Source organism: uncultured Meiothermus sp. (genome assembly GCF_937863175.1).
GTDB lineage: Bacteria > Deinococcota > Deinococci > Deinococcales > Thermaceae > Meiothermus.
The window spans coordinates 1-13901 of record NZ_CALMCQ010000384.1 but is presented as its reverse complement, the minus strand read 5'-3'; the positions used below and the strand labels follow the sequence as shown (position 1 = coordinate 13901).

The 13901-nt window shown below is 61.2% G+C and carries 10 protein-coding genes and 1 pseudogene; 9 read left to right on the top strand and 2 right to left on the bottom strand.

What is annotated here, in order from left to right; genetic code table 11:
• Positions 1-264: cupin domain-containing protein (locus tag Q0288_RS14470; protein WP_299431809.1), on the bottom strand; the 264-nt coding region annotated here is incomplete at its 3' end.
• Between the two features lie 231 nt (positions 265-495).
• Between Q0288_RS14470 and Q0288_RS14465 the strand changes: the two genes are divergently transcribed.
• Positions 496-1569, top strand: a complete 1074-nt coding sequence (locus tag Q0288_RS14465; RefSeq protein WP_299431807.1) for a TIGR04053 family radical SAM/SPASM domain-containing protein — start codon at positions 496-498, stop codon at positions 1567-1569.
• Positions 1570-1791: 222 nt separating this feature from the next.
• Here the strand turns inward: Q0288_RS14465 and Q0288_RS14460 are convergent, their stop codons facing one another.
• Positions 1792-3831: a BTAD domain-containing putative transcriptional regulator gene (locus Q0288_RS14460; protein WP_299431805.1), complete on the bottom strand. Its 2040-nt coding sequence runs from the start codon at positions 3829-3831 to the stop codon at positions 1792-1794.
• A gap of 100 nt (positions 3832-3931) precedes the next feature.
• Between Q0288_RS14460 and Q0288_RS14455 the strand changes: the two genes are divergently transcribed.
• The 8 genes and pseudogenes from Q0288_RS14455 to Q0288_RS14420 all read left to right on the top strand — a co-directional run.
• Positions 3932-4129, top strand: a complete 198-nt coding sequence (locus Q0288_RS14455; RefSeq protein ID WP_299431803.1) for a hypothetical protein — start codon at positions 3932-3934, stop codon at positions 4127-4129.
• On the top strand, positions 4126-4944 hold the full coding sequence (locus Q0288_RS14450; protein ID WP_299431801.1) for a c-type cytochrome: 819 nt from the start codon (positions 4126-4128) through the stop codon (positions 4942-4944). Before Q0288_RS14455 ends, Q0288_RS14450 begins: the two co-directional genes overlap by 4 nt.
• A pseudogene (locus Q0288_RS14445) lies at positions 4941-8524 on the top strand (nitrate reductase subunit alpha). Before Q0288_RS14450 ends, Q0288_RS14445 begins: the two are co-directional and overlap by 4 nt.
• A gap of 55 nt (positions 8525-8579) precedes the next feature.
• The gene (narH, locus tag Q0288_RS14440; protein ID WP_299431799.1) at positions 8580-10088 is read left to right on the top strand and encodes a nitrate reductase subunit beta; all 1509 of its coding nucleotides are present in this window, start codon (positions 8580-8582) and stop codon (positions 10086-10088) included.
• 2 nt (positions 10089-10090) lie between these two features.
• The gene (locus tag Q0288_RS14435; protein ID WP_299431797.1) at positions 10091-10681 is read left to right on the top strand and encodes a nitrate reductase; all 591 of its coding nucleotides are present in this window, start codon (positions 10091-10093) and stop codon (positions 10679-10681) included.
• Complete coding sequence (gene narI / locus Q0288_RS14430; RefSeq protein WP_299431794.1) at positions 10678-11427, top strand: respiratory nitrate reductase subunit gamma; 750 nt, start codon at positions 10678-10680, stop codon at positions 11425-11427. Before Q0288_RS14435 ends, narI begins: the two co-directional genes overlap by 4 nt.
• Positions 11414-12757 carry an MFS transporter gene (locus Q0288_RS14425; RefSeq protein ID WP_299431791.1) on the top strand — a complete coding sequence of 448 codons (1344 nt, stop codon included), beginning with the start codon at positions 11414-11416 and terminating at the stop codon, positions 12755-12757. Before narI ends, Q0288_RS14425 begins: the two co-directional genes overlap by 14 nt.
• Positions 12758-12800: 43 nt before the next feature.
• A partial coding sequence (locus Q0288_RS14420) for an MFS transporter (protein WP_299431788.1) occupies positions 12801-13901 on the top strand: 1101 nt, incomplete at its 3' end.

Genomic DNA, 13901 nt, shown 5'->3' with positions numbered 1-13901 from the left:
AACCAGGCCCGCAGGCATATAGATCCAGGTTCCGGGTCTGGCTTCACGTTCATCGTCGCCCAGTTTCAGGCGCCCATACCCTGAGAGAATATGCAGTATGGCCGGGCGTGAAGCAGTGTGTTCGGAGAGTTCCTGCGCGGCATCAAAGGCAAAGAGGACGACTTTGCTGCCGCCCTCGCTCGGGAGGGTGCGGCTCAGGATGCCGCCCGAAGGCACCGGGGCTTCGGCGGCAAGATCGGGGATATAAGCATAGGTCTGGGTCATAGTGCTCCTGGTGCATCACTTCTGGTTGCTCGAGAGTTCTGTCCTGTACTGCATCGGTCTCACTTCGATAGGCAGGCAAACATAGGCTACACCGGCCGTCCACACAGGTCTTGCACCAGCCGCAGTACATAGCAGGCCCTGGCGCAGAACCTCGGTAGCATGCATGGTTTCATGATCTTGTGCTTTTGACCAAGGACATTTGTCAGTACCGCGACATGGCATCTATGGTGCATGCGTCCAGATTTTAACCGCTTTCCCCTCCTGGTGGCCTGGGAGATGACCCACGCCTGCATGCTGGCTTGCCGGCACTGCCGGGCTTCAGCAGAACCCGAACCGCTGCCGGGTGAGCTTTCTACAGAGGAAGGGCTGGCCCTTCTGCGGGAGCTTGCCACCTACTCCCCCAGGCCCATCCTGCTGCCCACTGGTGGCGACCCCCTCTCCCGACCCGATCTGTTCTTGCTGCTGGAAGAAGCCCAGAATCTAGGAATCAAGGTCGGAATCACCCCTGCAGTAACTCCCAAGCTAACCCGCGAGGTGGTACAGCGCTTCCAAGACCTGGGGGTTCACCAGATGGCCCTCTCGCTGGATGGGGCCAGCCCTCTGAGCCACGACTCCTTTCGGGGTGTACCGGGCACCTTCGATCTGGCCATGGAGGCCCTGGGCTGGGCCAGGGAGACTGGGTTGCTCACCCAGATCAACACCACCGTGACCCGGCTTACCGCCCCGGAGCTTCCTGCCCTGGCCGAGATCCTCGAGGCCAAAGGGGTGGCTACCTGGGAGGTGTTCTTCCTGGTGCCGGTGGGGCGCGGGGCATTGTTGCAACAACTCTCGGCAGAGGAGTACGAGGGGGTGCTGGAATTCCTGTACCAGGCCAGCCGCCGCTACACCTTCAAGATCCGCACCACCGAAGGGCCGCATTTTCGTCGGGTGGTACTCCAGCAGCGCCGCCTGGCAGGCGACCAGGATGGTGCACTGGTGGGCCACGGACGGGGAGTGCACCTGTCGGACGGGAATGGCTTCGTCTTTGTATCGGCCACCGGAGAGGTCTGCCCGTCGGGCTTTCTGCCGGTCTCGGGGGGCAATGTGCGGCAACAGCCTCTGCTCTCGATCTACCGCGAGAACCGGCTCTTCCAGGAGCTACGGGACAAGAAGCTGCTCAAGGGCAAATGTGGGGTTTGTGATTTCCGGGAGATCTGTGGTGGAAGCCGGGCCCGAGCCTGGGCCGAGACCGGCGATCCGCTAGCCGCCGAGCCCCGCTGTGTCTACCTGCCTAAGCCCTCGAGGGTTGCTGAGCACTCTTTGTAATGATTTAGCAACGGCTCGTATCCAAAACCGCAAGTTGCACAAAACAGCCTGTGTCCGAGAGCTGGCTCCTGAATGAGGGTTGATGGTTTCACCAGAGGCGCTTTCTTCGCCGCACCAGTGGGGTGAACTGGCGCGATCCAAAGACATTCCGTCGGGACTGGTCGCAGGCGGGTCTTGGTAGCCAGATCGTTTACGCATCTTCACGTTGCCTGCAGGGCCGGTTTATGCGCTTATCCGCACCCTTTGGGCCAGGTCACTCGAGACCGGCAAGCCCTCGCGCTCCATCCGCAGCCGATACTGCTGGAACAGGCTGCGGGCCTCAGGCTCCTGCCCGTTGACGACCAGGGTTTCGATCAGGGCCGCGTAGGCTTCCTCGCGCCAGGGGTCGAGGGTCAGGATCCGGCGGTAGGCTTCCAGGGCTTCGCGCTGCATCCCCAGATCCAGGGCTAGGGCCGCCATACGAAACAGCGCCCCCACCGCCCGTTCGCGCAGGTAGCTGCGCTCCAACTCGGCCCAGTCGGCATAGGGTTCGTCAGCCAGGAAGTCGCCTTTGTAGAGGGCCAGAGCCTGGCGGTAGGCTTCCAGTGCGGCGGCGCCCTCCAGGCCATCGCCCTGGTGCAACAGCTCCTCAAAGCGCACCACATCCAGGAAATAGCGAACCTGCGGGACAAAGCGGTAGCCCTCGTCCTCGCGCAACACAATCTGCGGCTGTGCTGGATCGGCCTCCAGCGCATGGCGCAGGCCATGCATCAGGACATACAGGCGGCGCTGGGTCTCGCTGGGGTCTTCTCCCGGCCACAGGCGCTCGCAAATTTCTTCTTTGGAGAGGGTCTGCCCCCGGTGGGCGATAAGCAGTTTGAACAGGGTAAGGGCCTGACGGCGGCCAAACGCTCTGGCCGAGAGCAACTCGCCCGCCCGGCGGACCTGCAAACCCCCCAGGGTATGAATCTCCAGCAACGGGCCCTCTTTCGCAGCCTGCTCCGGGTGGGGCCAGAGGGCCTCAGCTCCCAGACGTTCCATCCACAGGATGGGCGCAACGGCCTGGCTGGGGGGTTGGGGGAGCCGGGCAAAATGAAACTGCTGCACCCCCGCCACATGCCCACCTGACCACAGCGGCAAGCAGTAGCGGGGCCGCCCAGCCTCGGTGTGGGGACAGGGTTCCAACCCCATCTTCACCCCCCGCACCCTGCCTTGCCAGACTGGACACTGCGGCACATGCGGGCATTCAGGCACCTCACAGCGACTCTGGGCTTGCCTTGAACGTTCGGCGGAGCGCTCACGCCGACGGCTTGCCGAATGGGCCTGCCCTGAGCCTGCAGAATGGGTCAGATTGCGCCCATCCTGGAGCACCAGGCGCACACACGAAGCCCTACTGATGGCTGCGGCCTGGGCCAGAAAGGTCTCGATACCCTCGAGCTCGGCCCCCCGTCGGAGCGTGGAGGCAATCGAGAGCAAGCCCTTCTCGCCCAATCGGGTCAGCACCATATATAGCGAAGCAGCCAGCATCGGCCCCACCAGGGTCAGCTGCTCGAGCAAGGCCTCGTCATCCACCGCAGGATCGCGGCTGGCCAGGTTCAGCACACCGATCAGGCCCTGGGGGAGCTCCAACGGATAGCAGATATAGGTCTTGTAGCCCAGCTTCTTGACCTTCTGTCTCAGGTAACGCCCGTCCGCAGCCAGGTCGTGGGTGACCAGGGCTCGGTGCCCCAGCGCTACCAACCCCGGGTAGCCCTCGCCCCAGGCAAACCAGGGTTTCTCCATAAAGGCTTTGCGGTGCACACCGTCGTAAGCGGTGAGTACCAGGTAGTGCTCCTGGGGGTCGGCCAGGAATAGCTCGGCGGCCTCCATCCGCAGGCTCTTTCGCAGACCCGCCAGGAAGACCTGCAAGGTCTGGAAGAAACGCCCTGGCTTGCCCGCCAGTGTACGCACCGCCCAGGAGAGCGAGGCCAGGACCTCGCTGGTGTCACGCTGGTGTTCGGGCTTGAGTTCGATGCGAATATCCCCGTTGGCAAAACCCTGGCAACTCAGGCGCTTGCCACCGCAGGAGAGGGCTGTGCTGGCCTGATAGGCCCCGTATTTGATCTCACGCTGTACCGGGCAGCGCGCACACAAGGGGCGACCAAACCCGTCGGTGCCCTGCACCACCTCGGCACAGGGCTTGCCCTGCACCTGTTCGGCAGACAGGCGGAAAAAAGTCGCTGCACCCAACCCCCAGGCACTGATTCGCCCTCGAGAGTCCAGTTGCCAGCGGACGTGGTTCAAGCTTCCCTCCCGGTTTTCTAACAGCCTAGAGGGTTCGAGTGGTGCAAATGTCCCAAGCCTGTAAGCGGGCGTTTAGAGGATGGGAGGAAACTACGGGTGTATGTCACAGGAACCTGCGCACAGAAGCCTCCCCCCTGCCAGGTCGCCGGTGTATCTGGTGCTGTTGTGGCCGGATGAGGCAGGCCACTGGGAAGGTCGGATCAAGGATGCCAGGACGGGGGTCGAACATCCCTTTTCCACGCTCGAGGAGTTGTTGTCCTGGCTGGAAAATCACAAAGAACAAAGGAGACTGCAATGAAAAGAGTTTTGGTCGGTCTGGCTGCCCTGGCTGGTCTGGTGGTTGCTGCGGATGGAGCACAGTTGTTTCGCCAGACCTGCGCTGGCTGTCACGGTGCAACCGGACAGGGCATTCCGGGAGTTTTTGTGCCCCTGGCAGACAACCCTCGAGTGCAGGACGAGGCATACGTGGTCAGGGTGATCCAGGAGGGGATCAGGGGCCCTCTGGAAGTGAACGGGAGGATCTATCAGGGTGTGATGCCCGCCATGCCTCATCTCACCGAGGCCGACGCCAGGGCGATTGCTGCCCATGTGAGGGGGCTGGGCGAGGTCGGGGTGCCTGCGCCTCCACCCCAGCCAATTCCTGAACCTATCCCCGCCGAACAGGCTGACCCGGCACTAATCGCCAGAGGCCAGGCGCTGTTTTTGGGCCAGCAACGCCTGGCGAATGGGGGGGCGCCTTGTATGGCCTGCCACACTGCTGGCGACTTTGGACTGATGGGTGGAGGCAGCCTGGGCCGCGACCTCACCGACCTGCATCTACGCCTGGGGGCCGCCGGGGTGCGGGGCATGCTCACCAACCTGGCTGCCTTCCCGGTAATGCGCGAAAGCTACCAGGACAAGCCCCTCACACCCGAGGAAATCTCTGCCCTGGGTGCTTACTTTGCGCATACTGCTGGCCCGCCAACCAGTATTGCCCAGAGGGACACCGCCCGCATGTTGTTTGCCGGGTTGATCGGGCTGGTCGTGCTGTTTGGCGTGATGTACCTGTTCTGGAAAAATCGGCCGGTGGGCCTGGCCGAACGGATTCGCACAACCGGTAGGAGGAGCACATGAGCGACTGGATCAAGGAAATCGAAGCCCCCACCGAACGCAAGTGGGAGGAGTTTTATAGAAACCGCTTCGCCCACGACAAACGGGTGCGCACCACCCACGGCGTCAACTGCACCGGCTCGTGTAGCTGGGAAGTCTTTGTAAAAGACGGCATCGTGACCTGGGAACTACAGGCCACCGACTATCCCGCGATTGACCCCAACCTGCCCGACATCACCCCCAGGGGCTGCCAGCGCGGGGTGAGCTACTCGTGGTACCTGTACAGCCCCATCCGGGTCAAGTACCCCTACGTACGCGGGGCCCTGATTGACCTGTGGCGCGAGGCCCGGGAGAAGCACCCCGACCCGGTGGAGGCCTGGAAGAGCCTGGTCAACGAGCCCGAGAAGCGCAGGCGCTGGCAGCGCTCACGGGGCAAAGGCGGCTACCGTCGGTTTTCCTGGGACGAAGCCCTGGAGCTGATCGCGGCCTCCCTGGTGCATACCATCCAGGAGCACGGCCCCGATCGGGTAATCGGCTTTAGTCCGATCCCCGCCATGTCGCAGATCAGCTATGCGGCAGGCTCACGCTTCCTGAGTCTGTTGGGCGGGGTGCCCATGAGCTTCTACGACTGGTACTGCGATCTGCCCAACGCAAGCCCCGAAATCTGGGGCGAACAGACCGACGTGCACGAGGCCGCCGACTGGTACAATGCCCGCTTCATCGCAGTGGTGGGCTCCAACCTCAACATGACCCGCACCCCCGACACGCACTACATCGCCGAGGGCCGCTACGCTGGGGCCAAGTTCACCGTCTTCGCGCCGGACTTCAACCAGGTAGCCAAGTACGCCGACTGGTGGCTACCGATTAATCCCGGCCAGGACGGAGCCTTCTGGATGGCAGTCAACCACGTCATCCTCAAAGAATTCTACCTCCTGAAGCAGGTTCCGTACTTCACCGACTACCTGGGGCGCTACACCGACAGCCCCATCCTGGTCGAGGTGAAGGACGGCAGGCCGGGGCGCTACCTGCGGGCGGGCCAGCTCGCCGACTACGCCGACCAGGAGAACGCTGACTGGAAGCTGCTGGTCTGGGACGAGAAGTCGGGCGCCCCCAGAATGCCCGGCGGCACCATCGGGTTTAGATGGCAGACCGAGAAAGGCAAGTGGAATTTAGAACTCAAGGACGCCAGAACCGGCGAGGAAATAGCCCCCCTGCTGAGCTTTCGCGACAACTCCGACGAGGTGGTTCAGCTCGAGTTCGACGATTTCGGAGCCGATCAAAAGACCCGGCGCGGCGTCCCAGTCAAGAACATCACCGCCCAGGATGGTAGACAGATCACCGTCACCACCGTCTTCGATCTGCTGATGGCCCAGTTCGGAGTGGACAGGGGCCTGGGCGGCGAGTATCCCCAGAGCTACGACGAGGTAGGATCCTATACCCCGGCCTGGCAGGAGCAGTACACCGGCATCCACCGCGAGACCCTGATCCGCTATGCCCGTGAGTGGGCCGAGAACGGCGAGAAGACCAGGGGCAAGAACCTGATCATCATCGGGGCGGGGGCCAACCACTGGTACCACAACAACCTGCTCTACCGCGCCGGCATCGTGGCCCTGATGCTCACCGGCGCAGTGGGGGTGAACGGCGGCGGTCTGGCGCACTACGTGGGCCAGGAGAAACTCGCCAACCAGGCCAGCTGGGGGCCTATCGCCTTCGCGGGCGACTGGGGGCTACCCTCCCGCCAGCAGAACAGCCCCAGCTTCCACTACGTCCACTCCGACCAGTGGCGCTATGAACGTGGCTACAAAGACTACGACAAGACGGTGGGCCAGAACAACGACCACACCATTGACCACCAGGCCCGGGCGGTGCGCAAAGGCTGGTTGCCGTTTTTCCCGCAGTTCAACAAGTCGAGCCTCGAGGTGGTCAAAGAGGCCCAGAAGGCGGGTGCACAGAGCGACCAGGAAATCATCCAGTACGTAGTCAAGCAGCTCAAGGAAGGGAAGCTCGAGTTCGCCATAGACGACCCCGATGCCCCCAGCAACTGGCCCCGCAACTGGTTCATCTGGCGCGGCAATGCTATCGGCACCAGTTCCAAGGGGCACGAGTACTTTCTCAAGCACTATCTGGGCACCCACACCAACGCCGTAGCCCCGGAGCAGGCCAACGGGCACGTCTCGGAGGTCAGATACCGCAAGGAAGCTCCACAGGGCAAGCTGGACCTGGTAGTGGACATCAACTTTCGCATGGATACCTCGGCGCTCTACTCCGACATCGTGCTGCCCACCGCCTCCTGGTACGAGAAGCCCGACATCAACACCACTGACCTGCACACCTACATCAACCCCATGCAGGCTGCAGTAGCGCCGCTTTGGGAGTCGAAGAGCGACTGGGAAATCTTCAAGGCCATTGCCGAAAAGTTCTCCCTTCTAGCCAGCGTCCACCTTTCAGACCCGGTCAAAGATCTGGTGATGATCCCGCTGCAACACGACACCGTGGACGAGCTGGCCCAGCCCGACGACCGCGACTGGCGCAGGGGAGAGGTCGAGGCCATTCCGGGCAAGACCATGCCTAAATTCCGGGTAGTAGAGCGCCAGTATCCGCTGGTCTATCAGAAGATGATCTCGCTGGGATCGAGAAGAACGGGGTCGGGATGCACGGTCTGACCATCCCGGCAGCCGACTTCTACGACGACCTGCGCCAGCGGCAGGGCCGCAAGCTGAACGGCACTACTTATCCGAGTCTCGAAAACGCCCTCGAGGTGGCCGAGGTAATTCTTTACCTCGACCCGGTCTCCAACGGTGAGCTGGCCTACCGCGCCTTCAAGGACGAGGAGAAAAAGACCGGTCAAAAACTGACCGATCTGGCCGAGTCGGTACGCGACACCCGAATCAGTTTTGCCGACATCGTAGCCCAGCCCAGAAGACAGCTCACCTCCCCCACCTGGAGCGCCATCATCAATCAGGGCCGGGCCTACAGCCCCTTCACCCTCAACGTCGAACGGCTGATCCCCTGGCGCACCCTCTCCGGACGGCAGCACTTCTACTTAGATCACCCAAACTACCTGAACTGGGGTGAGCACCTGCCCACCTATAAGCCGCGCCCCGATCACTCGATGCTTCTGGAGACCGAGGTCACACGGGCTGAGGCCCAGGGCATGTTAATGAATTACATCACCCCCCACGGCAAGTGGAGCATCCACTCGACCTACTCCGACAACCACCGCATGCTGACCCTCTCCCGTGGCAGCTACCCCATCTGGCTCAACGACAAAGACGCCAAAAAAATGGGTATACAGGACAACGACTGGGTGGAGCTTTTCAACGACAATGGGGTCTTCGTGCAGCGCTGCATCGTCTCGGCCCGCATCCCCAGCGGAACAGTCTTTGTCTACCACGCCACCGAGCGCACCGTGAGCATCCCCAAGTCTCCCCTGCGCGGTACTAGGGCCGGCATGAACAACTCCATCACCCGCGCCCGTCTCAAACCCGTCCTGATGTCCGGAGGCTATGCCCAGTTCACCTATGCCTTCAACTACTGGGGACCAGTGGGGGTAAACCGCGACACCTTTGTTTACGTCCGGCGCATCGAGGAACCGAATTGGTAGCGGATAGCCCATAGCTAAAAAGAAAAACTATCGGCGAACTTCCAAGGAGACCAGCATGAACGTACGAGCACACGTTTCAATGACCTTCCACCTCGATAAATGCATCGGGTGTCACACCTGCTCGGTGGCCTGCAAGAACCTGTGGACCGACCGCAAGGGCACCGAGTACATGTGGTGGAACAACGTCGAGACCCGTCCGGGTACGGGGTATCCCACCGGCTGGGAAGACCAGGAACGGTTCAAGGGCGGCTGGGTGAAAAGGAACGGTCAGTTGAAACTCAGACTGCACTCCAGAGCCCGCGGCCTGACCAACCTCTTCTATAACCCCGCCCTGCCCGAGCTCGATGACTACTACGAGCCCTTCACCTTCGACTACCAGAATCTCTTCACCGCTCCCGAAGGCGACGACCAGCCGGTAGCCCGTCCGGTCTCGATGATTACTGGCGAGCCCATGAACATCAACGCTGGCCCCAACTGGGACGACGACCTGGGCGGCTCCAACCTTTATGCCGAGAACGACCCCAACTGGGAGGGTGTATCCCCCGAAATTCAGGCCCAGATGGCCGAGATCGAGCGGGTGGCCTTCAACTACATGCCCCGCATCTGCAACCACTGCCTGAACCCCACCTGTGTGGCAGCCTGCCCCAGTGGGGCTATCTACAAACGCGGCGAGGACGGGGTGGTGCTGGTCAACGAGAACAAATGCAAGGGCTGGCGGATGTGTGTGGCGGCCTGCCCCTACAAAAAGGTCTACTACAACTGGGCCACCGGCAAGAGCGAGAAGTGCATCCTGTGCTTCCCGCGTCTGGAGACCGGGCAGGCGCCCGCCTGCTTCCACTCCTGCGTGGGGCGCATCCGCTACCTGGGCGCAATTCTCTACGATGCCGACAAAATTGCCACCGCCGCAAATGCGGAGACCAAGGATCTGGTGCAAGCACAACTGGACGCGATTCTCGATCCCTTCAAACCCGACGTGATCGCCGCCGCCAGGGCGGGCGGCCTGGGCGATGACTGGATCAAGGCCGCCCAGGACTCACCGGTCTACAAGTTTGTCAAGGTCTGGAAGCTGGCCCTGCCGCTGCACCCCGAGTACCGCACCCTGGCCATGCTCTTTTACATCCCCCCGCTTTCGCCCATCGTCAGCACCATCGAGGACGGGTTGTTCAAACTCGAGCTCCCACCCGACCAGGTGGACTTCGAGCTTTTCAACCATCTAGAAAAAGCCCGCCTGCCGCTGGAGTACCTGGCCAACCTGTTCGCGGCTGGCAGTGTGGAGGTCATCAAGCCCATCCTGCGCAAGTTGCTGGCGGTAAGAATCTACAAGCGCCGCCAGAGTGTGGAAAGAAGCATAGACGCAGCCACCCTGAAGATCGTGGAAGCAGCCGGCACCACCCCCGAGGAGATCGAGGCCATCTACCGGCTCACCGCCAAGCCCACCCTGCAAGAGCGTTTTGTGGTGCCACCCTATCACCGCGAGATGGCAACAGAGGTCTGGAACGATCCCCTGGCCCACAAGGGCGAGACCGGGGTGGGCTTTATTGAGTTACCCGTGAGAGGAGACTAGGCATGGACAGACTGCTAAAGACCCTGGCTATGGCCTACCAGTACCCCAGCCCCGGCTCCACCAGGGCGTTGTGGGAGCAGGTAAACGATCTGCCCCACTCTTCCAGCAAAACCCTCCTTGAGCACTTCCTCCAGTCTATTTCCGAACTCAAGCTCGCGGAGCGTGAGGAGCTCCATACCCGCACCCTCGATCTGACCCCGCTCACCGCACCTAACGTGGGCTATGCCGTCTACGGTGAGGACTATCGGCGGGGGCGCTTCATGGCCGAGTTGAATAGCGCCTACAGGGAGTGGGGCATTGACTGCGCCAACGAGATTCCCGACCACCTCATTCCCGTGTTGCGCTATTTGTCGGTGGTCGAAGAACCCCTGCCAGAGTTACTCCAGCTCTTACAGCCAGCCCTGGTACAGATTCACCACACCCTCAAGACCCTGGAACCCAAAAACCCCTACTTGTGGCTAATAGAAGCCACCCTCGAGGCGGTCAAACCCCTCACCAGATCTGCCGTAGCCTCGGTTCAGTCCCGTCAGCTCCCTCTTGCAATGGGTTCGCTGCTCAGAAATCTTTCGTTCTGGAAAGGAGGCAACGAATGAACTGGAATATCCTGCTGTTTCAGGTCTTTCCCTATATCGCGCTGGCCCTGCTGGTAATCGTCAGCATCCAGCGGATGCGGAACAAACCTTTTGGCGTCTCGAGCCTCTCGAGCCAGCTTTTGGAACGCAACCTGCTCTACTTCGGCTCCATTCCCTTCCACTGGGGCGTACTGATCATCCTGTTGGCCCACCTTCTGGCCCTGCTCATACCGCAAGGTCTGTTGTGGTGGAACTCGGTACCGATCCGGCTCTTTGTGCTCGAAGTCACCGGGCTTGTGCTAGCCCTCTGGACCCTGGGCGGCCTGGGGGTGCTGTTCTACCGCCGCCTCTCCAACCGGCGCATATTAGCCGTTACACGCCCTACCGACGTGATCGTGCTACTGCTGCTGGTAGTTGGGATTGTGAGTGGCATCCTTACCTCGGTCTTGTATCGCTATGGCTCCTTCTGGTTTCCCTCGGTGATGACCCCCTACCTCTGGTCAATCATCACCCTGCAGCCGCGCCCCGAGCTCCTGGCCGATCTGCCTTTCTGGATTCAGCTCCATGTTTTCAATGCCTGGTTGATGCTGGCGATCCTGCCCTTTACCCGGCTGATTCACATCATCACCGTGCCGATTGGATACTTGTGGCGGCCCTGGCAGCTCGTGGTCTGGATCAAGAAGAACCGGCGCCAGGCTGCTCCCTCCTCGGTGGCCAAAGCAGAGCCCGGTCTGCCGGAGAGTAGGACATCCCGTGGTACAGACTAACGACCCCGTTCAGGCTGCCGAACGCGTTGCGCGCATCCGGGTGCTTACTCTTTCGTTTACTGGCTTCACCCTGATGTTTGCAGTCTGGACCATGTTCGGGGTGCTGGGCGTGCCCATCCGCGAGGAGTTTGGTCTAACCAATGTGCAATTGAGCTGGCTGATTGCGGGCGCCATCCTCAACGGGGCCATCTGGCGGCTGGTTGCGGGAATTCTGGCTGACCGCTACGGGGGAAAGATCGTATTCACCTCGATGCTCTTCCTAACCGCCATTCCGGCCTTCCTGGTAGCCTATGCCACCAGCTTCCCCATGCTGCTCTTGTATGGCTTTCTGGTGGGATTCGCGGGCAATGCTTTTAGCGTGGGCACGGCCTGGAACGCTGCCTGGTTTCCCCGCCAACAGCAAGGCTATGCCATGGGCTTCTTTGGTGCAGGCAATGTGGGCGCCTCGGTGACCAAGTTTATTGGCCCCGCGCTCATTGCCGCAGTGCCTGCAGCAGGATCTCTGGGGGGGGCGCTTCGAGGCCACTGGCGCTTTCTGCCTTTTATGTCTGCGGTGCTGCTAGTCCTGGTGTGCCTCGGCGTATGGTTCTTGACCCCTCGAGTAGACCGCAAGCCTGCCGCAGGCCGGCCAATTTCCGAGATGCTGGCCCCGCTAAAAGAACTGCGGGTCTGGCGCTTTAGCCTCTACTACGTGGTAACCCTGGGGGCCTATGTGGCGCTGGCAGGCTGGCTGCCCCGGTACTTTGTAGATGTTTTTGGGCTACCGCTATACCAGGCGGCCCTGCTGACCCTGTTTTTTATTCTCCCTTCCTCGCTCATGCGGCCGGTTGGCGGCTGGCTGTCGGACCAGTTTGGGGCCAGAAGGGTGATGTACTGGACCTGGGGGGGCATGCTGCTCACCAGCGGAATTCTGATGATGCCCGAAGGTCATATCGTACTGTATCTGCCCAACGAGGGGGGTGGTATGCGGGAAGTAATGCACTACACCATGACCGTCTGGTCATTCACCCTGCTCATCTTTCTGATGGGCACCGCACAGGGAATTGGCAAGGCCGCCAACATCAAGTACATTCCGGAATACTATCCCAAAGATGTGGGTACGGTTACCGGCCTGGTGGGTATGCTCGGGGCCCTAGGCGGCTTCTTCTTACCCCCACTGTTTGCTTATACAGAGGCGTTGACCGGTCTGCCCCAGATGACCTTTGCAGTGGTGTTCGTGCTGGCGGCAATTTGTTTGATCTGGATGCACCTGACCGTGCTCGCGATGCTTAACAAGGCTGCTCCAGAGCTAAAGGGTAGGTTCGATCCTCCCCCTGGAAGCAGTCCATAGCTGTTCGGCAAGCTTTACCGCAGACCCTTACAAGGAGTCCATTGTGAGCTCAACCAACCCACAAGATCCGAAAACCTGGCTACCCCGTTGGGAACCGGAGAACCCCGAGTTCTGGGAGTCTACCGGCAAGGCCCTGGCCTGGCGCACCTTAGCGGTTACCACCCTGACCCTGATGCTGGCCTTTATCGTGTGGTTCATGGTCTCGGCAATCGTGGTCAGACTACCGGGGGTGGGCTTTCAGTTTACCACCACGCAACTCTTCTGGCTTACAGCCATGCCGGGGCTGGCCGGTGGAACCCTGCGCATCCTCTGGACATTTCTCCCCCCCATCCTGGGCACCCGGCATCTGGTTACCCTTTCCGCCATACTCCTGCTGATTCCAGTGATTGGCTGGAGCTATGCCATCCCCAACCCGGCCACCCCCTACTGGGTCTTACTTCTGCTGGCCTTCCTGGCCGGGATTGGGGGCGGCGTCTTCTCTGGCCTGATGCCCAGCACCAGCTACTTCTTCCCTAGAAAGCTACAGGGTACTGCGCTGGCCATCCAGGCCGGGGTCGGCAATTTCGGCGTGAGCGTGGTACAGTTTCTGACCCCCTGGGTGGTGGGTTTCGCCCTTCTGGGTAGTGGCCTGCTGGGGTTGGGAGACCCCCAAACCTTCACCAGAGGCGAGGTGAGCAGGCCAATGTGGCTCCACAACGCTGCGCTGGTCTATCTGCCTTTCGTCCTGGTTGGGGTGGGGCTGGCCTGGATTTTCCTGAAGAGTGTGCCGATTCGGGCCAATTTTCGTGAGCAGTTCGACATCTTCACCGACAAACACACCTGGTTCATGACCAGCCTGTACATCGCCACCCTCAGCACCTTCACCGGGCTATCGGCGGTCTTTCCCCTTATGATCATGCAGCTTTATGGCAAGTTTGAAGGCGCTCCCGACCCCCTGACCTACGCCTTCCTGGGGCCGCTGGTGGGCTCGTTGATACGAATAATCGCTGGCCCGTTCTCGGATCGGTTCGGCGGGGCCCCGGTGACCCAGATCAGCGTTACCGGAATGCTGTTTGGCGCCCTGGGTGTTAGCTTCTTCCTTACGCCCGCCTCGCTCGAGGAGTTCCCCTTCTTCGTGGCCTTCATGATCGTACTCTTCCTGTTT